This is a genomic window from Planococcus halocryophilus (genome assembly GCF_022489025.1).
In the GTDB taxonomy this organism is placed as follows: Bacteria; Bacillota; Bacilli; order Bacillales_A; family Planococcaceae; genus Planococcus; species Planococcus halocryophilus_A.
Window position 1 is genome coordinate 50,799 of record NZ_JAKVTG010000006.1, and the last position, 18,366, is coordinate 69,164.

At 39.6% G+C, this 18,366-nt stretch carries 19 protein-coding genes; 16 read left to right on the forward strand and 3 right to left on the reverse strand.

What is annotated here, in order from left to right; genetic code table 11:
* Nucleotides 1-46: 46 nt before the first annotated feature.
* Nucleotides 47-607 carry an SLOG family protein gene (locus MLE13_RS08860; protein ID WP_240749368.1) on the reverse strand — a complete coding sequence of 187 codons (561 nt, stop codon included), beginning with the start codon at nt 605-607 and terminating at the stop codon, nt 47-49.
* A gap of 156 nt (nt 608-763) precedes the next feature.
* On the opposite strand from MLE13_RS08860, the gene MLE13_RS08865 reads away from it, so the two are divergent.
* From MLE13_RS08865 to MLE13_RS08930, 14 genes are all read left to right on the forward strand, one after another.
* A complete protein-coding gene (locus MLE13_RS08865) occupies nt 764-1,762 on the forward strand; it encodes a threonine ammonia-lyase (protein WP_240749369.1) in 999 nt (332 codons plus the stop codon).
* A gap of 29 nt (nt 1,763-1,791) precedes the next feature.
* Entirely contained in the window at nt 1,792-1,956 is a 165-nt protein-coding gene (locus MLE13_RS08870; RefSeq protein WP_240749370.1) for a YfhE family protein, read from the forward strand.
* 152 nt (nt 1,957-2,108) lie between these two features.
* On the forward strand, nt 2,109-2,882 hold the full coding sequence (locus MLE13_RS08875) for an SDR family oxidoreductase (protein WP_240749371.1): 774 nt from the start codon (nt 2,109-2,111) through the stop codon (nt 2,880-2,882).
* A 31-nt stretch (nt 2,883-2,913) separates the two neighbouring features.
* A complete protein-coding gene (locus MLE13_RS08880) occupies nt 2,914-3,471 on the forward strand; it encodes a TetR/AcrR family transcriptional regulator (RefSeq protein ID WP_240749372.1) in 558 nt (185 codons plus the stop codon).
* A gap of 20 nt (nt 3,472-3,491) precedes the next feature.
* The gene (locus MLE13_RS08885; protein WP_240749373.1) at nt 3,492-3,914 is read left to right on the forward strand and encodes an acyl-CoA thioesterase; all 423 of its coding nucleotides are present in this window, start codon (nt 3,492-3,494) and stop codon (nt 3,912-3,914) included.
* Nucleotides 3,901-5,670 (forward strand): acyl-CoA dehydrogenase family protein, encoded by a 1,770-nt coding sequence (locus MLE13_RS08890; RefSeq protein WP_240749526.1) that lies wholly within the window; start codon nt 3,901-3,903, stop codon nt 5,668-5,670. Before MLE13_RS08885 ends, MLE13_RS08890 begins: the two co-directional genes overlap by 14 nt.
* Nucleotides 5,671-5,681: 11 nt before the next feature.
* The gene (locus tag MLE13_RS08895; RefSeq protein ID WP_240749374.1) at nt 5,682-6,656 is read left to right on the forward strand and encodes a quinone oxidoreductase family protein; all 975 of its coding nucleotides are present in this window, start codon (nt 5,682-5,684) and stop codon (nt 6,654-6,656) included.
* Nucleotides 6,653-7,636 carry an MBL fold metallo-hydrolase gene (locus MLE13_RS08900; RefSeq protein ID WP_240749375.1) on the forward strand — a complete coding sequence of 328 codons (984 nt, stop codon included), beginning with the start codon at nt 6,653-6,655 and terminating at the stop codon, nt 7,634-7,636. Before MLE13_RS08895 ends, MLE13_RS08900 begins: the two co-directional genes overlap by 4 nt.
* A 12-nt stretch (nt 7,637-7,648) precedes the next feature.
* Nucleotides 7,649-8,590 carry a ketopantoate reductase family protein gene (locus tag MLE13_RS08905; protein WP_240749376.1) on the forward strand — a complete coding sequence of 314 codons (942 nt, stop codon included), beginning with the start codon at nt 7,649-7,651 and terminating at the stop codon, nt 8,588-8,590.
* A gap of 165 nt (nt 8,591-8,755) precedes the next feature.
* Entirely contained in the window at nt 8,756-10,492 is a 1,737-nt protein-coding gene (locus MLE13_RS08910; protein WP_240749377.1) for a carbon starvation CstA family protein, read from the forward strand.
* A 69-nt stretch (nt 10,493-10,561) separates the two neighbouring features.
* The gene (locus MLE13_RS08915; RefSeq protein ID WP_006829350.1) at nt 10,562-10,825 is read left to right on the forward strand and encodes a cory-CC-star protein; all 264 of its coding nucleotides are present in this window, start codon (nt 10,562-10,564) and stop codon (nt 10,823-10,825) included.
* A 25-nt stretch (nt 10,826-10,850) separates the two neighbouring features.
* Entirely contained in the window at nt 10,851-11,783 is a 933-nt protein-coding gene (locus MLE13_RS08920) for an ArsA family ATPase (RefSeq protein WP_240749378.1), read from the forward strand.
* A gap of 5 nt (nt 11,784-11,788) precedes the next feature.
* Nucleotides 11,789-12,769, forward strand: coding sequence for a zinc-binding dehydrogenase (locus MLE13_RS08925; RefSeq protein WP_240749379.1), 981 nt, complete (start codon nt 11,789-11,791; stop codon nt 12,767-12,769).
* A gap of 71 nt (nt 12,770-12,840) precedes the next feature.
* Nucleotides 12,841-13,149, forward strand: coding sequence for a DUF4870 domain-containing protein (locus MLE13_RS08930; RefSeq protein WP_240749380.1), 309 nt, complete (start codon nt 12,841-12,843; stop codon nt 13,147-13,149).
* Between the two features lie 23 nt (nt 13,150-13,172).
* Here MLE13_RS08930 and MLE13_RS08935 read toward each other — a convergent pair whose 3' ends face one another.
* Nucleotides 13,173-13,616 (reverse strand): YtoQ family protein, encoded by a 444-nt coding sequence (locus MLE13_RS08935; RefSeq protein WP_240749527.1) that lies wholly within the window; start codon nt 13,614-13,616, stop codon nt 13,173-13,175.
* Nucleotides 13,617-13,671: 55 nt separating this feature from the next.
* Nucleotides 13,672-13,893: a transcriptional regulator gene (locus MLE13_RS08940; protein ID WP_240749381.1), complete on the reverse strand. Its 222-nt coding sequence runs from the start codon at nt 13,891-13,893 to the stop codon at nt 13,672-13,674.
* A gap of 130 nt (nt 13,894-14,023) precedes the next feature.
* Here MLE13_RS08940 and MLE13_RS08945 point away from each other — a divergent pair, with 130 nt between their 5' ends.
* Nucleotides 14,024-15,190, forward strand: coding sequence for an exonuclease SbcCD subunit D (locus tag MLE13_RS08945; RefSeq protein ID WP_240749382.1), 1,167 nt, complete (start codon nt 14,024-14,026; stop codon nt 15,188-15,190).
* Entirely contained in the window at nt 15,187-18,279 is a 3,093-nt protein-coding gene (locus tag MLE13_RS08950) for an AAA family ATPase (protein ID WP_240749383.1), read from the forward strand. The genes MLE13_RS08945 and MLE13_RS08950 overlap by 4 nt, the downstream gene beginning before the upstream one ends.
* Nucleotides 18,280-18,366 lie beyond the last annotated feature (87 nt).

Genomic DNA, 18,366 nt, shown 5'->3' on the forward strand with positions numbered 1-18,366 from the left:
TAAAAGAAGCGACGTAGTCAACCGGAGGATGGAGGGATATTCGTTATTAATGGTCCCAATCATTCATTTGTTCTTCTTCTGTCACAACCCGTAAGTCATCCCCTGTTATGGTCAACACTTGATAGTCAGACTTCTCTGCATAACGCTCTGCTTCTTTTTTTATGAATTTAGGAGAGCCATCTGTTTCTTCGTCGTAAAGAATTAAGATGCCATCAGAGTTACGTAAAAAAAACTTGTTTTTCTCGATAAATTGCCAAGGTGCTTCATATGGTTTGCTCGTTAAGCTCCGATGAAAATCGGCTTGATCGATTATCATCCGGTAGTTTTCCTGCTTGGTTTCGTTCCACCTTTTTTCCTGTTCAAGAAATGGTGTCAGCACTGCATATTTCAATTGAGGAAATTCTTCTTTCATATCGAGAACTACTTCTGCAGCCCAAGTTTCGACCCCTAATTGCCCGCTTACAATAACCCATTCTAACCCCTCATCAAGCAAAGCGCGAAACCGGTTCTCTAACGCTTTTTTAATAAAGCGGATACCGGGATTTTTTTCATCGAATATGCCAAGTTCATGTTGTTTATAACCGGTGACTATCAGTCGTTTCAACAATTGACCCACCCCTTTCAAATCGTACAATTTTAGTTTACAGGAAAGAGAATAGCTTTAATACTCGCTTTAGTTATCGGAATAATTAATTTTATATTGTTAGACGTGATAAGATATGGTGAATGTATCAAAATACTAAAAGTTAAAGGAGTAGATGGAGTGGTCTGTTTAAATGACGTAAAAAAAGCACACGAAAAAATTCAGCATAGTATTCACATGACGCCAATTATTACTTCATCACAATTAAATGAGCATTGTGAAATGGAAGTGTTTTTAAAAGCCGAGCATCTCCAAAAAACGGGGTCATTTAAAATACGAGGAGCTACAAATGCTGTGATGCAGGCAGTTGCAGAAGGTGCACGCTTTATCACAGCCGCTTCATCTGGAAATCACGGGCAGGCTGTAGCTTATATTGCTGACCAGTTAGGCATCCCAGCAGTAATTGTAGTGCCAGAAGATGCGAGCCGAGCTAAAGTAGAGGCTATTAAGAGTTATGGCGCAGAAATCGAGTATTGCGGACTGACATCTGCTGAACGGATACCAAGAGCTAAGCAACGCGCCAAAGAAAGAAACGGTGTGTATATTCCTCCTTATGACGATCCGGCGGTGATTGCGGGACAAGGAACAATTGCGTTAGAAATTTTAGAACAGTTGCCAAATATTGAGGTAATCGTCGCGCCGGTCGGGGGAGGCGGGTTGATGAGTGGAATTTTATGCGCAGTCAAGAACTCGAAACCTGAAGTTCGTGTTATAGGTGTAGAGCCAGAAAGTGCAAATGATACGTACCTATCGCTTCAAGATGGAGTAATTACGGCGATTTCAGGAACATCCACCATTGCAGATGGACTACGCACTTCGCAACCTGGGAATTTGACGTTTCCTATTATAAGCGAGCATTTAGATGAACTAGTCTTAGTTTCTGAAGAAGAAATAAAAGAGGCATTTCAATTTCTTTTAGAACGCACCAAGCAGTTAGTAGAACCATCAGGAGCGACAGCTCTTGCAGCTGTAATGGCCGGTAAAGTTGGGAAGTCAAATGAAAAAGTTGCTGTTGTTTTGTCTGGTGGAAATGTGGATCTCTATCAAATTTCAACACTCTTAAAAAGCGAAATGTTTAATGATGAACTGAGCGGGAAAAAAGGCATTAAAGAAGGATAGATATTAAAATCAGAAAGGGATTGGTGAAAATGAGTAGCGAAAAAGAACCGCATGAAAAATTGTCAGATAAAGATTTAGATTTAACATCAGCACAAGAAGTACATTACAATGAAGATTTTAAAAAAGCGGATAAAGCAGCCAAAGAGGACGATCAACAAAAAAACAAAGAAGATGAAAACTCTAACGATAATTAAGAAACAAGCGGGCTTATTACTCAAGTAATGAGCCCGCTTGTTTTTTTGTCGTTTGCTTGTTGCAATAAAAAATTGAAAGGGCTAACATGAAGTTTAAGTATTCTGAACATACCGACTAGTCAGTATGAAATTGTTTATAAGGAGGACGAAAAATGACCGTCATGAATTTATTCAAGTTAGATGGAAAGACAGCGATTATTACAGGAGGAGGCAGAGGTCTTGGGGCAATGATGGCTGAAGCTTTTGCTGAAGCGGGCGCAAATATTGTCGTTTGTTCTCGAAAGATCGAAGCTTGCCAAGAAACGGCGAACAAGCTCGAGCAAATGGGTGTGAAGACTTTAGCATTAGCTTGTGACGTGACGAATGAAAGAGATGTAGAAAATGTGATTCAAAAAACGCTCGAAAAATTTGGATCAATTGATATTTTGGTGAATAATTCTGGTGCAACTTGGGGAGCGCCTGTTATTGATATGCCACTAGATGCGTGGAAAAAAGTAATGGATGTAAATGTAACGGGCACTTTCCTAATGAGTCGCGAAGTTGGAAAAACAATGATTGAACAAAACAGTGGGAAAATCATTAATATTGCGTCGGTTGCTGGATTGGGTGGAATTGATCCAACGTTGATGGACACCATCGGCTACAATACCAGCAAAGGTGCAGTCATCACTTTCACAAAAGACTTAGCTGCAAAATGGGGTCAACATAATATTAATGTAAATGCGATAGCACCCGGTTTCTTTCCAACTAAAATGTCTAAAGCAGTAATAGAACGAGGTCAGGAAGGTTTGCTAGCCAAAACACCTTTGAATCGATTTGGAACAGAAGAAGATTTAAAAGGAACTGCTTTATTTTTGGCATCTAAAGCATCGGATTACATAACGGGAGATGTCGTTGTTGTTGATGGTGGCATGCACGTTCTTTAGTCCATAGGAAAACGAATGGCGGCGAACAATCATGAAAAATAAAATTAAACAAACAAGTATTTTGTTATTTGAGAAAAAAGGTTTCACTGAAACCTCTATTCAAGATATTGTCGAAGAGGTAGGGGTGACTAAAGGGACTTTTTACTATCACTTCTCCAGTAAAGAACAGTTATTAATGGATATTCACATAAGTTATATCGACGAACTATTAGAGCGACAAAGAGCTATAAGTCAAGAAAATCACAGCAGTCGTATGAAACTAGAACAACTTATTGCTTTATTAATTGTAGATATTGCAAATCATGGACCAAGTGGCAAAGTGTTTTTCAGGGAAATGCGTCATCTTGGTAAAGACAATGCGGTAAAAGTGAAAAAGAAACGTGAGATGTTCCGGAAAAACTTGGAGGAAATTATAAGTGAAGGAATCGTTCAACAGGAGTTTCGAGGTGGACTTGAACCCGAAATGGTCGCTTTTGCTATTTTAGGTGTCACGAATTGGAGTTATCAATGGTTTAACCCTTTAGGCAAGGTCTCACCGGATCAATTAGCGCGTATATATAGCGATTTAATTCTTAATGGCATTGCTTGATAAGGAAGGGAGGAAGAAAGATGGCGTTTGAAATTCCAGTGAAAGCGCGGTTTTGTGAAACAGATGCATTAGGTCACATAAGCAATATTAGTTACTTTATTTACTTAGAAGAAGCACGCACTGATTTTTTTGCAGAGCTAGGGTTCGGTGGAGATATTAATAATTGGAACATCATTTTGGCATCTATTAAATGTGATTTTGTGAAACAAGGACATTACAACCAACAGTTAATCGTTCTGACAGAAGTGAGTCGCATCGGAAATTCCAGTTTTCAACTTGTGCACGAAATTAAAGATGCACAGAGCGGAGAATTGATTGCGAAAGGTGAAGCAAGTGCAGTGCAATTTAATTTTGAAACACAAAAAAGTGAATCTTTGTCTGCTGATAAACGCCAGAAACTAGAAAAGTATTTGGTCAAGGGGGAAAGCCATAGTGGAAACTAAAACTTCAGCTTATAAAGGTGCAGCTTTTCTTTACCAAGCATCTGATAACTTTTTCACTCCAGAAGATTTTACGGAAGAACACCGATTGATTGCAAAAACAGCTAAACGGTTTTTAGAAAAAGAAGTGCGACCAAATAATGATGAAATTGAAAAACAAAATTTCGAATTGGTTCAAACTTTGTTTGAAAAAGCTGGAGAACTAGGATTACTTGGTCATAGTGTTCCTGAAGCGTATGGTGGTCTTGGTCTGGATAAAATTAGTAAAGGGTTAGTCGGAGAATCGCTTGGTTCAGCTGGGAGTTACGGGGTGGCGCATTCCAATCATACGTGTATAGCGACATTGCCGATTACTTATTTTGGAACACCACAGCAAAAAGAAACGTACTTGCCAAAACTTGCTTCTGGAGAATTTATCGGAGCGTATTGCCTGACAGAACCGGGAGCGGGTTCAGATGCTTTGTCTGCAAAGACGACAGCGAAACTCAATGAGGAAAAGACTCATTACATATTAAATGGAACAAAAATGTTTATTACCAATGCGGATTTTGCAGATACATTTATCGTTTATGCAAAAGTAGACGGAACGGCTTTTACAGCATTTATCGTTGAAAAAAACCATCCCGGCTTATCGCTTGGTCTTGAAGAACAGAAAATGGGCATTAAAGGATCTTCGACGTGTGCAGTGATTTTTGAAGATTGCGAAGTACCTGTAGAAAATTTACTTGGTGAAATTGGCAAAGGGCATGTCATTGCGTTAAACGTCTTAAATTTAGGTCGCTATAATTTAGGCTCTGCTTGTATGGGGGCGGCAAAATATGGCTTGGAGCTTACATTGAAATATACGAGTGAGCGACGTCAATTTGGAAAAGCGATTGCAGAATTTCCAGCGACACAAGAAAAAATTGCTCACATGGCTCTTCGGATTTACGCTTCCGAATCGTTACAATACCGAACAGCTGGTTATCTTGAAAACGCATTAGGGGATCTTTATGATTCGCAAGAACATCATGAAATTGCGAAACAATTAATGGAATATGCAGTTGAATGCGCAGTTTGCAAAGTACACGGTTCGGAAACCTTGGACTTTGTAGTAGATGAAGCACTTCAATTGCATGGTGGCTACGGGTTTATTAAAGAATATAAAATCGAACAAATGTATCGAGATTCGCGGATCAATCGGATCTTTGAAGGTACTAACGAAGTAAACAGATTGCTCATCATCGGAAATTTACTGAAACAGACAGCCAAAGGGAAAATTTCGTTACAGCAACTAACGGTATCCGCCGTTGAGGATTTGAAGGCGCCGAAGTCTATAACTAATGACGTCCTTTCTAATGAATTAGAAGCGATCCATGCAATTCGGCGAGTCTTTCTTTTTTGCATCGGAATTTGTTATGAAACCTTTAGTACAGAACTAATAGAAGAACAGGAAATTTTAATGGCATTAGCAGATATCGGCATCGCATTATATTCTTTGGAATCGGCTGTCATGAGAACCGCAAAAGCACTTGAATCTGAAACAAAAGAGCAGCATACACAAAAACCTTTAATGGCCCAGGCAATGACAGGTGATACATTGCTTGAAGTAGAAATGATTGCTCGTAAAATACTGCAGGCTGCTTCTGAAGAAAATCAATTGGCACATAATACGGCAGTTGTAACAAGTGAATTGAGTCGGTTACAAAAGACTGGGCTAGATAAAGTAAAGCGGCAAATTGCTAAAAACTTATTAGAGGCAAGTCAGTATATTTCTTAGGGGGAGTATTAATGAAGGCTATAAAATTCGAAGAGTTTGGTGGACCAGAGGTCTTGCAACTTGTAGAGGTTGAAAAACCAGATTTTGCTGACACAGAAGTGATTGTTGAAGTAAAAGCGATTGGCATCAATTATGCAGATACAGCTAGGCGTGAAGGGAAGTATGTTGTACAAACCGAACTGCCTTATATTCCAGGCTCAGAAGTGGCAGGAGTAATTGTTGCGAGCGGGAAAAATGTAGAAAATTTCAAAGCAGGGGATCGTGTGGTTGCATTGATTGGTTCTGCAGGATATGCAGAATTCGCTGCAGTCGATGAAAGTGTTTTGACCAAGATTCCAGAAGGCGTCGATTTTGATCAAGCTGTAGCACTGCCATTACAAGGATTGAGTGCGTATCACATATTAAAAACAATGGGACGGATTCAAAAAGGAGAGACGGTACTAATTCATGCTGCTGCAGGAGGAGTTGGTGCGATCGCTATACAATTGGCTCGGATTTTTGGCGCTGAAACAATTATTGCGACAGCCAGTACAGAAGAGAAACTGTTTCATGCACAGAAAATGGGTGCAACTCATTTAGTTAACTACACAGAAGAAGGCTGGGGCGACAAAGTCAAAAACATTACCGGTGGTAGAGGTGTAGATTTGGCATTGGAAATGGTCGGCGGCGAAGTGTTCAATAAAACATTAAAATGTTTGGCTCCTTTTGGCCGGGTTGTCGTTTTCGGTGCTGCTAGTGGAGAACAGTCTTCTTTTAGTCCCGGACAATTAATGCGGAAAAATCAGTCTGTTATTGGGTTTTTCCTGCCACAAATTATGCGAGATCCCGAATTGATCCACCAAAGCTTTAATGAATTACTCGCTTATATGAAGAGTGGGGAATTGGTATTAACGATTGGTGGAGTTTATCCATTAGCGGAAGCTGCGAAAGCACATCATTCTTTGCAGGGAAGAAAAACCATTGGGAAATTAGTGTTGAGGCCATGACGCGTATTTTTACAAACAAAGCCCTGGATACTACAGCGTTGCTAGAGAAGCTAGGTGTAGAACTTGTTCGAATTGATTTACCTTTTCGTTTAAATCACGTGAATTGCTTTATAGCTGAATACGAGAACGAATGGACAGTCATCGACGCGGGATTGAACAACAAGCTTACGAGAGACCTATGGGAAGAAAAACTAAAAGATAAAAAAGTCACTGACATCTTGGTGACTCATTATCATCCAGATCATTTCGGTTACGTTGGTGAGTTGCAAGAAAAAGCAGGTGCAAAAGTTTGGATGTCAGAAACTGATGCCAAAGCAGGGATGAACGCTTGGGAACCTTCATTTATCGATCAGATTCCAGCAAATTACCGCGCATCGGGAATTCCTGAAGAACAAGCTACACAAATGATTAGAAATACGGAAGAATTTAAACCACTTGTTTCACCTTTACCGAAGATTGGACAGTATTTAACAGAAAAAGATAGAGTGCAAGTGGGCAATTTTGAATACCAAGTGATTCATACGCCTGGACATTCGGACGGCATGATTTGCTTATACAATGAAGAGCAAAGCACGTTGTTTGCAACAGATCACATTTTACCGAAAATCACGCCTAATATTTCCTATTGGTTTCATGGGGATGCGAATCCTTTAGCATCTTATATAGAGTCGTTACACAAAATAAAAAAACTAGATGTGGAATTTGTTATTCCATCTCATGGAAAACCATTTTACGGAGCAAATGAGCGGATTGATGAACTTTTAGCTCATCACGAAGAGCGACTAAGTGAGACATTAAAAACTATCAAAGAGCCGCTGACGGTTTACGAAGCATGCAATAAGTTGTTTCAACGACCATTAACTGTTCATGAAATGCGTTTCGCTGTTGGCGAAACATTATCCCATTTAGAATATTTACGTCATAAAAAAGAATGTTCGCGTGAAATGATTGATGGAATTTGGCGATATGAAAAAATTTAGAGGAGTGGACTTATGAAAGTTTTAGTGGTCGGTGCTGGAGCAATTGGTGGATATTTCGGAGGACGGTTAATCGAAAAAGGAGAAGACGTTACTTTTTTAGTAAGAGAACAAAGAAAAGAAAAACTACAGCAAACCGGTTTGGAAATTAGGAGCAAAAATGGTGATCTTCAAGTGACACCAAAGTTACTGACAAAAGACGATGACAGTCAGCTATTTGATGTCATCTTAATGTCAACAAAATCTTATCATCTGGAACATGCGATAAAGGATATTCAACCATTTGTCGGCCCAGAAACGATGATTTTACCTTTACTAAATGGGATTGCTCATTTAGAACCTTTGGTCGAGGCATTCGGAGAAGAGCGAGTAATTGGCGGATTGTGCTTTGTAGAAACCACGTTGGCGGAAGATGGTGCAATCGTTCAAACAAGTCCGGTCAATCAATTGGTGTACGGAGAACGGACCGGTGAAACAACGGAACGTATTGAAAAGTTAGAAGAATGCTTTAGTGGAACAAAAGCAGAGTTTGTTAAGAGCGATAACATCAATCAAGACATGTGGCATAAATATTTGTTCATAACTGCAATGTCGGGTATCACTTCCATGATGGAGACACCTATAGGACCAATCAGAGATCTTGAATCAGGTCAGCGCACCATAAAAGCATTTCTAGAAGAGTTGGTCGCCGTCATGGAGAAAATAGATGCACCCATTCAACAAGGGATTGCTGGAGTTCAGTTAAAACGAATTAATAGTATGGCCGAAGAGATGAAGTCGTCTATACAACGGGATATTGAAAAACAACAGCCTACTGAATTTGAACATTTGCAAGGGTATTTACTTGCTCTAGCTAAAAAAATGACAGTTCCCGTTCCGATTTTGGAAACGATTTATACGAAATTAACGTTGTATGAATTAAAAATAGCGATGAATAAACAAATGGAAAATGCGTAGCCTGCATTAATTTTTTCGGCTAAAGTAATTGCTTATTTAATAAATCTTTTGAAAAGAAAAAAAGGAATATTTGTCAGAACATTTACATTCTTTTGACAGTCATCTATGATGAACAGACAAGCGCTTTCTAGCGCTTGTCTAAGATGAGACAAAGGGGTTGGAAAAATGAATGCGATTGCATTAGCTGCTATTGGAATTTTTATTTTTATACTTGGTTACCGCTTTTATTCCAAATTTATAGCAGAAAGAATTTTTAAGCTGGACCCGAATTACGTTACTCCTGCACATCGCTTTAAAGATGGTGTCGATTTTGTGCCTACCAATAAATTTGTATTGTGGGGTCATCATTTTACGTCGGTCGCTGGAGCTGCACCCATTTTAGGTCCAGCCATTGCTGTTTATTGGGGATGGTTACCAGCAGTGTTATGGGTAGTGTTTGGGACTGTATTTGCAGCAGGTGTTCATGATTTTGGCACGTTGGTGCTATCTGTTCGAAACAAAGGACAGTCAGTGGGAACACTTGCTCACCGTTTGATTGGGCAACGTGGAAAGGTATTGTTCTTGTTTATCATTTTAATATTAGTTTTAATGGTTAATGCAGTATTCGCATGGGTTATTGCAAAACTATTTATTTCTTATCCTGCTAGTGTGGTACCGGTATTTATCCAAATTCCTTTAGCATTGTGGATTGGTCATGCTGTTTATAAGAAAAATAAGAAAATGCTTATTCCTTCAGTATTTGCTTTAGCGATCATGTACATAACTGCCATTGTCGCGAGCCAAGTGAGTTTTCTACAAATTGATCTTGTTCAATATATGGGTGGAGAAAACGGAACGGGGATATTCGGACTTGATCCAATTTCAACAGCGTTCTTTATTTGGATCATTGTTTTGATGGTTTACGTTTATATCGCCTCTACGTTACCGGTTTGGAAATTACTTCAGCCGCGTGACTTTATCAATTCTCACCAATTAATTGTAGGACTTGGTATTTTGTATCTTGGGTTGTTATTCACGAACCCTGAGATCACGGCACCGATGACAAATCCAGATGCCGATATTTCTTGGTTCCCGTTATTGTTCATTACCATTGCTTGTGGAGCGATTTCCGGGTTCCATGGACTTGTTTCATCAGGAACAACTTCAAAACAATTAGATAAAGAAACCGATGCCCGTTTTGTCGGTTATTTAGGGGCTGTCGGAGAAGGGGTTTTGGCATTAATTTCGATTATTGCCGTTATTACTTTGTTCCCTGACCGCGAGTCATTCTTTGCTACTTATAGCAGTTTCCAAGCTTCTAATGGAGCAGGTTTAGGTGCCTTTATCGAAGGTGCTACAAGTTTAGCGCAAGGGTTGATGATTCCAGCAGAAGTGGCTTCGACCATTGTTTCAATTATTGTTGTGTCGTTTGCAGCGACAACTTTAGATACGTCGGTTCGATTAATGCGTTACATTATTTCAGAACTTGGAGTCGAATACAAAATTCCGTCTCTTGAGAAAAAGCATGTGGCAACGACCATTGCGGTCGGAGCAAGTGCTGCACTTGTATTACTCCCTGAAGGACCAAATGGTTTTGGTTCAGGTGGATACTTGTTATGGCCATTATTCGGAACAGCCAATCAGTTGCTAGCCGGTATCAGTTTATTGCTGATTTCCATATGGCTGAAGAAACTTGGACGAAATTACATCATTACCATCGTCCCGATGATTTTCCTTATGTTCATGACGCTTTGGGCAATGTTCCAGCAAGTGTTCTTGCAATGGGCATGGTATGCAAAACAGCCAAGTATGCTGCTATTCATATTTGGAGCCATCATTTTTGTCTTTACACTATGGATCATCTTAACGGCAGTCCAAGCATTATTGAAGAATAAAGACCCTGATTTCTCAGGAGATGAATAAAATACAAAATGGGTAAGGGGTCATGAGTTTTTATGACCCCTTCCATTTATCTTAGAAAGAGGTGTTGATATGTTGGTGTTCGATAAATTAAAACAATTGATCGCTTTTTATGAGGCTGTCCTTGAATTGCCACATCGCACTGAAATTGCACGTGAACTACGAGATGAAGATGATCTTTTTTTACTCATGCTTTATTCGGAAATGTTGGGGATTCCCAATCCGGTTTACTATTACACGCTGGAATTGTATCCATATATGATTGAAGAATTTCATGATTGGCATTTACGCATGGGTATGGATAAATCACCTTTAACCGGCATACGTTGCTGTTAGTTTTGTTTAGGAATGAGGAGAAAACATGGATGTACTAGCCAAGAGTATTATTTTTGTAGGTGGAAAAGGTGGTGTTGGGAAATCAACATCAGCTGCAGCGATTGCTTGGAGATCTGCTAAAGAAGGGCATAAAACTTTGTTGATCTCAACAGATCCTGCCCATAATGTAGGAGATATTTTTAACGAGCAGATTGGCGGTAAAATAAGAGAAATTGCTGATAATTTATATGCACTTGAAATTGATCCGGAAATTGAAACGGATAATTATATTAAAACGGTAAAAGCTAATATAAAAGGAACCGTTCATTCGAGTATGATGGAAGAAGTAAACCGACAATTGGATACAGCAAAAGCTTCTCCAGGTGCAGACGAAGCAGCGTTATTTGATAAGCTCATTCATATCATTTTAGAAGAGCGTCAGAATTTTGATAAATTAGTGTTCGATACGGCTCCGACCGGACATACAATTCGGTTGTTAACATTGCCAGAATTGATGGGTGTTTGGATTGATGGGTTGCTTGAGAAACGTCGCAAAACCAATGAAAATTACTCCCAGCTATTAAATGACGGGGAGCCAAGAGAAGATCCGATATATGACGTGTTAAGAGAACGTCAAGAGCGATTTTCCAAAGCGCGCGAACTTTTGCTAAATGAAAAAGAAACGGGATTTATCTTTGTGCTAAACCCAGAACGCCTTCCCATTTTGGAAACAAAAAAAGCTTTGGATTTGTTGCATAATTATCAACTTCACGTCAAAACGCTCATCATTAATAAAGTATTACCAGAAGAAGCGGACGGAGAGTTTTTAAGGGAGCGGAAAAAACATGAAAAGAAATATATGCAACAAATAGAAGAAACGTTTTCTACTCAAAAGTTAGTATACGTTCCGCTTTTTTCACAGGATATTATTAGCAAAAAACAACTGGCGTTATTTAGTGAGTATTTTAAGGAGGGATGAAAGAAATGAAAGCATTTGTAATGGAATCCGGTGAATGGAAGTTAAAAGATATAGAAGAACCGAAAGTGAAATCGGGAGAAGTGTTGGTGTCTTTAAAAACGGCAGGCATAAACCGCAGAGACTTAGGTTTGATCAAACGATATGGAAATAATCCAGAAGCGCTCATCGTTGGATCAGACGGAGCGGGTGTAGTGGAGGCAGTTGGAGAAGATGTAGTCGACTTTGCTTATGGGGACGAAGTGATTATTAATCCGGCGTTGCGCTGGTATAAGAACAGCGAAGCACCGCCTGCAGAATTTGATATTTTAGGACTGCCTGATCATGGAACTTTTGCAGAGAAAATTGCAATTTCCGTTGAGCAATTAGAGAGAAAGCCTGCTCATATGAGCTGGGAAGAAGCGGGAAGTTTAGTTTTACCTGCACTGACTGGATATCGAGCTTTGTTTACAAAGGGACAATTGAAAAAAGGAGAAACTTTGTTTATCCCAGGTGCTGGGAGCGGAGTTGCGACGTTCCTCATTCAATTTGCGAAAAACTGTGGAGCTCGCGTAATTGTCACTTCACGCAGTGAAGAAAAGCGTGAGTACGCTAAGAAAATCGGGGCGGATATAGCCATTCCAACAGACAGTGATTGGGTAAAAGAGCTTGAAGGTGAGACGATTGATTTGGTCATCGACAGTGTAGGAGAGGCTACTTTTAATCGTTCACTAGATGTTTTGAAAAAAGGCGGACGAATTGTTATTTTCGGTGCCACTACAGACGATATTGTAGATTTCAATCTTCGCAAATTCTTTTACGGACAATACCAGTTGTTTGGTTCAACTATGGGAAGTCGAGAAGAGTTACGAGCCATGTTGAAGCATATGGAAGCTTATAATGTGCGACCAATAGTAGATAAAACGTATTCATTGGACAGAGCGCAAGAAGCATTTGATCGTTTAGCATCAGGCAATCAATTTGGCAAAGTTGTGCTACGTATTAATTAATACAAAGTGAAACTTTCGGGACAGTCAATCGTATATAGAGGATAAGAAAGAATTGACTGGAGGTTTATAGGATGGAGAACACAGGTTTGAAAGTACTGGTCCATGCCAGTGCATTTTTTGCACCATTTCTTGTCCCTGTCATTGTGTTTTTAATTTCAGAAGACAAAGAACTTAAAAAACTATCAATTCAAGCATTACTGTTCCAACTAGTAATAGGAGCATTGCTCTTCATTTCCAGCTGGCTAGTTATTTTCCTAATCGGCATTCCGATGCTAATCGTCTTTGGACTGATGGGCGTCATCGTACCAATCATGGGAATTATCAAAGCCCTCAACAACGAATATTTCGACTACCCAATAGTCGGAAGCTGGTACCAATAAAAAAAAGCCCTTCGGGGCTTTTTTTATTGCTCAAGAATATAAGATAAAGCTTTGATTGCTTGGTCGCACGTTTCTACAGTAGCACTCGCTTTCCGAGACAATTCTTTTAACGGATGATGTAATTTTTCAGGGCGAATGATAATGACCGGCTTACCTGAAGCAAGCGCTGTGCTAGCATCCATTGCCGTGTTCCACTGCTTGTACTGCTCACCAAATAGCGCAATCACCAAATCGGCTTTATGCATCAGAACGCCGGTACGCAAATTATTGAAGCTTGAAGCTGCATAATCTTTAGCGATTGCATCAGATTGTTCACCAAGAATGTCTTCCCCAATAGTATCCGAACGTTCGTGAATTTCCATCGGGCCTACAAAATCGATTGGCAAATCCAATGCAGCCGACTTTTTCTTAATTTCTTCGCGCCACGCACTATGAATTTCTCCAGCAAGATAAACAGTTAATCTCATCATGTCACCCTCCAAAAGATATTTCTTCAAGTGTATCATAATGGTAGGGCCATGCTTATATGATCTGGCGCTCTCTATGGATGACGGGCATCACTGAAAGCACATTATCCATTTTGAAAGTACGCTTCTTGCGACGAAGAAAGCAATAAGCTTGAAACGAATCTCCTGTCATCGATAAAATTTTAACGCGACGCTTGCTGATGCTGCCATCTTTTGCGATGTACATCATATCGATTAGCTGTTGGTACTTAAAAGCTTTTTGAATTTGTGCTTTCATGAGTGACCCTCCTTATAATAAGAACGTTTGTTCTAATTATAGAACAAAAGACCGATTAAAACAAGCGCTCTATCTCGTGTATAATGGAACGAACATATATTCTTTTGCAACAAACGAAAGGGGTAATTTGATGAAATTTTTTCACACCGCCGACTGGCATTTAGGTAAGCTCGTGCAAGGTATTTACATGACAGAAGATCAGCAATTTGTGCTAGAGCAATTTATAGATGCAATCAAAGAAGAAAAACCTGACGCGATTATTATTGCTGGCGATCTTTATGACCGAGCAGTTCCTCCAACAGATGCTGTCAATTTACTTGACGAGTTACTCGCAGAAATTGTGTTGGAACTGAAAACGCCAGTCCTATCAGTAGTAGGAAATCATGATAGCCCGGGAAGATTGAATTTCGGTAGCCGTTTGATGAAAGGAAATGGAATTCATATCGCAGGTCATGTTCATAAAGAACATCAAGCGGTGGTCTTAAATGATCAATTTGGAGAAGTTCATTTTCATTTGATCCCTTATGCCGACCCTTCGATGGTCCGTTATGAATTTGAAGATGATACGATTCGCACACATAATGATGCCATGAAGGCCATTACGGAAAATATTAAATCTGCCTATAACCCCCTAGCGCGACACGTATTTGTAGGCCATGCATTTGTGACGCCTCATGGTGAGCAAGAAGAAAATACGAGCGATTCCGAACGACCATTATCGATTGGTGGAGCGGAACATGTGGATGCTCATCATTTCAGTGGATTTCATTACACAGCACTTGGCCATTTGCATAAAGCCCATTATGTGTTGAATGAAACCATTCGTTATTCGGGATCTCCTTTAAAATATTCAATTTCAGAAGAACATCATCAAAAAGGATTTCACATTGTTGAATTAGACGCACAAGGCGAAGTAACTGTAGAAAAGCGCTTGTTCTCACCAAAACGCAATATGCGTACAGTTGAAGGGACTATTGATGAAATATTAAGACATGAAATTAGCGATGATTACGTTTTTGTCATGTTATTGGACGATGCACCGGTGCTATTTCCAATGGAAAAAGTACGTTCCGTGTATCCAAACGCTATGCATGTTGGACGGAAAAATTTCGCAGGGAGCATGTTGCAAAGTGAGACGGGATCGCGGCGGAAAATGGATTCTTTGTCGTTATTCCATTCTTTTTATGAAGAAGTGAAAGGTGAAAAAGCGACAGAAGAAACAATTGATATTTTTAAAGATGTACTTGATGAATTTTTGCGTGAGGAACCGGCTATAAAAGAAGAGGTGAAGTCATGAGACCGTTAAAATTGAAAATGACTGCATTTGGTCCTTATAAAAATACCGAAGAAATTGATTTTGCTGATTTGCAAGGAAACCAATTATTTGTTATTTCGGGCAGTACAGGCGCTGGAAAAACTACTATCTTTGATGGGATTTGCTTTGCTTTATACGGTTCTGCTAGCGGTTCTGACCGAAGTGAATCACGTATATTGAGAAGTGATTTTGCGGATGACGCAACACATACAGCTGTTGAAATGGAGTTTGAAATTCACGGAAAAAACTACCGCGTGTTGCGCCAAATGAGCCATGTCAAAAAAGGCAATAAAAGCTCGACCGGAGAGCGCTTTGAATTTTTTGAGTTAACAGCAGAAGGAGAAAAACCTGCAGTGGAACGCCAAATTGTTTCGGAAATCAATCGCCGCATTGAAGAAATTGTTGGTTTGACACAAAATCAATTCAGCCAAATTGTGATGTTGCCACAAGGGGAATTCCGTAAACTTTTGACATCGGAAACTGACAATAAAGAAGAGATTCTTCGGAAAATATTCAAAACAGAACCATATAAACTAATCAGCGAACGATTAAAGCAAAAGAAAGATGCGGCAGAGAAAATATTTGACCGTGAGCATCACAAGTTGACTATTCATCTCCAACGGATTAGCTCTTCCTTGCCAGAACGCCAATCGGAACTTTTTGAAGTGTTAGGTCGCGAACATAAAAATATCAATCAAGTGCTAGACGGTCTCCAAAAAGAGACGGCTTATTATAAAGAGAAAATCAGCATAGATGAACAAAAGTACGAGAAGGCTTATCAGCTTCATGCGGACAAAACGACGGCTTATCACGAGGCGAAAAAGTGGAATGACCGTTTCGAGGAACTCCAAACGAAAAATGACCAACTTGAACACCTTGTGCAACGCCAGCCGGAATATGCAGAAAAGGAAACAGCTTTGCAATCGGCAGAAAGAGCGAGTTATATCGCCAATATTGAAAGCTTAGTCATTGAATTACGTAACAATGAAATCAACAAAAACAAATTGCTAAAAGACGCTATCTATCAGCAAGAACAAGCAGAACAGACAAAACAAACAGCAGAACAGACATTTCATGCGCAACAGAATCTTCAGAGTGAGCGTGACAAGTTAAGCGAACGGCTTATATATTTGGAAAATTTATTGCCAACGATACAAGAGATATCTGTGAAAAAACAACAATTAGTACAGCTCGAGGAAACCTCAAAACAATCGACAAGTCGGTTAAAGCAAGCAGAGAAAGAATTCAGCGAACAAAAAAGTGAAAAACAACAGCTGGATAAAAAAATCATAGAATTAGAGAAAATTCTGGATTCCTCTGATGAAATGCAACAAGAGTTAACCGTCGTAACTGAAAAATCTCGTGTGCTAACCGACTATGTTTTATTGAAAGAGCAAAGTCAGCAGTTGCAAGCTACACAAGAAGAAAAAAAGGTGAAATTCGAAGAAGTAGCCACTTCTTATCGGCAATTAGAAACTCAATGGTTTGCCAACCAAGCGCATGTACTTGCCGGTCAATTGCATGCCGGGGATGCGTGTCCTGTCTGTGGAAGTACCGAACACCCTGGAGCAAATTTGACAGACCCAGAGCAAGTTGTAACAAAAGAGCAAGTGGAAGTGGCAAAATTTGGCTTTGATCAAGTGGATGGAGAATATCGAAATGCGTCAGCGAAACTGACTGCTGTAGAAGAGCAACAGGAAAACAAAGCGCAGGAATTATCGAAACTAAAACTAGAACTTGAACAAGTCGAAGAAGTCTCGACCGAATTAGAGCAAAGAAAACGTCAGTTAACTAAAGAGATAAAAGAACAGCAGGTCCGTAAACTTGAGTTGCGAAAATGGAAAGAGCAAGCAGCTAGTTGTTATGAGAAAATGGAACAACTAGAGCAAAGTAAGCAAAACTTAGCAGCAGAAGTGCAGCAGCATAGTTCTTCTTACCAAACAGCTGCAGCTGTTTTTGAAAATGAATTGGCCGCAGTTCCAGAAGAACTTCGTGAACTGTCTGTCTTGAAACAGCAATTGCAACAAGTAACCTTACAAAAACAACAGTACGAGCAAAATTGGAAAGCTGCCCAAGAACAATTTCAGAATTCGAAAGAACAGTTGGCTAGTGCGGAAGTATCTGCCCATCATGCTACAAATACAGCTAAAGAAGTAGAAGAAAAGAGAGCCAACGCTCAGCAACAATTTGTTCAAGCTCTGGACAAGTCATCATTTGAGTCTGAACAAGCTTATCAGCAAGCAAAAATGACAGAATCCGCATTTACCGCGTTGAAAAAAGATATTCAAGAGTTCAATCAGCACCGCCATACGTTAATGCAACAAGTAACCGAACTAAAAGAATTGCTAGCGGACAAAAAATTGAAAGATTTGAGTCAAGCGGAAATCGAGTTATCCGAACTTAAAGCGAATTATGAAAGTGCTTTTGCAGAACAGAATCGTTCTCGAGATTTCGAGAAGATAGGGAATGAATTAATCGATAGCATTCAAAGTGTGATTGAAAAAGCGCTTGAAGCAGAGCAAAATCTCAATCGAATTGCGGATCTGCATAATATGATTCGAGGGCAAAATGGCTTGAAGATTTCGTTTGAACGCTATTTGCAAATCGAGTATTTGGAACAAATCATCTTATCGGCAAATGAACGGTTGAAAAACTTATCAAATGGCCAATTTTATTTGATTCGCAGCGACCGTCAAGAAGCACGTGGTAAACAAAGTGGTCTTGGATTAGACGTTTATGATGCGTATACAGGACAGACGCGGGATGTTAAAACGATGTCGGGTGGAGAGAAATTTAATGCGTCACTCTGCTTAGCACTTGGTATGGCAGACGTGATTCAAAGCTTTCAAGGAAATGTTTCAATCGATACAATGTTTATCGATGAAGGGTTCGGATCGCTCGATGAAGAATCACTCAACAAATCGATTGAAACCTTGATTGATTTACAGAAATCTGGGCGGATGATTGGCGTTATTTCCCATGTACAAGAACTAAAAGCCGCAATTCCAGCGATATTGCAAGTTGAAAAATCAAAAGAAGGTTATAGTCGGACGAAGTTTGTCATCAAGTAAAGTCCAGCAGTAAAGGCGTCTGTGTTTGAAGTACTTGGAAAAAGTGAATAATAGAAGTAAGCGATTAAATTATTGCAACATCGGATT

What these genes read in the sequence shown, in the direction of transcription:
- MLE13_RS08870 (WP_240749370.1), top strand. Translation starts at nt 1,792, where the DNA reads ATGAGTAGCGAAAAAGAACCGCATGAAAAATTGTCAGATAAAGATTTA.
- MLE13_RS08875 (WP_240749371.1), top strand. Translation starts at nt 2,109, where the DNA reads ATGACCGTCATGAATTTATTCAAGTTAGATGGAAAGACAGCGATTATT.
- MLE13_RS08880 (WP_240749372.1), top strand. Translation starts at nt 2,914, where the DNA reads ATGAAAAATAAAATTAAACAAACAAGTATTTTGTTATTTGAGAAAAAA.
- MLE13_RS08885 (WP_240749373.1), top strand. Translation starts at nt 3,492, where the DNA reads ATGGCGTTTGAAATTCCAGTGAAAGCGCGGTTTTGTGAAACAGATGCA.
- MLE13_RS08895 (WP_240749374.1), top strand. Translation starts at nt 5,682, where the DNA reads ATGAAGGCTATAAAATTCGAAGAGTTTGGTGGACCAGAGGTCTTGCAA.
- MLE13_RS08900 (WP_240749375.1), top strand. Translation starts at nt 6,653, where the DNA reads ATGACGCGTATTTTTACAAACAAAGCCCTGGATACTACAGCGTTGCTA.
- MLE13_RS08905 (WP_240749376.1), top strand. Translation starts at nt 7,649, where the DNA reads ATGAAAGTTTTAGTGGTCGGTGCTGGAGCAATTGGTGGATATTTCGGA.
- MLE13_RS08910 (WP_240749377.1), top strand. Translation starts at nt 8,756, where the DNA reads ATGAATGCGATTGCATTAGCTGCTATTGGAATTTTTATTTTTATACTT.
- MLE13_RS08915 (WP_006829350.1), top strand. Translation starts at nt 10,562, where the DNA reads ATGTTGGTGTTCGATAAATTAAAACAATTGATCGCTTTTTATGAGGCT.
- MLE13_RS08920 (WP_240749378.1), top strand. Translation starts at nt 10,851, where the DNA reads ATGGATGTACTAGCCAAGAGTATTATTTTTGTAGGTGGAAAAGGTGGT.
- MLE13_RS08925 (WP_240749379.1), top strand. Translation starts at nt 11,789, where the DNA reads ATGAAAGCATTTGTAATGGAATCCGGTGAATGGAAGTTAAAAGATATA.
- MLE13_RS08930 (WP_240749380.1), top strand. Translation starts at nt 12,841, where the DNA reads ATGGAGAACACAGGTTTGAAAGTACTGGTCCATGCCAGTGCATTTTTT.
- MLE13_RS08935 (WP_240749527.1), bottom strand. Translation starts at nt 13,616, where the DNA reads ATGAGATTAACTGTTTATCTTGCTGGAGAAATTCATAGTGCGTGGCGC.
- MLE13_RS08940 (WP_240749381.1), bottom strand. Translation starts at nt 13,893, where the DNA reads ATGAAAGCACAAATTCAAAAAGCTTTTAAGTACCAACAGCTAATCGAT.
- MLE13_RS08945 (WP_240749382.1), top strand. Translation starts at nt 14,024, where the DNA reads ATGAAATTTTTTCACACCGCCGACTGGCATTTAGGTAAGCTCGTGCAA.
- MLE13_RS08950 (WP_240749383.1), top strand. Translation starts at nt 15,187, where the DNA reads ATGAGACCGTTAAAATTGAAAATGACTGCATTTGGTCCTTATAAAAAT.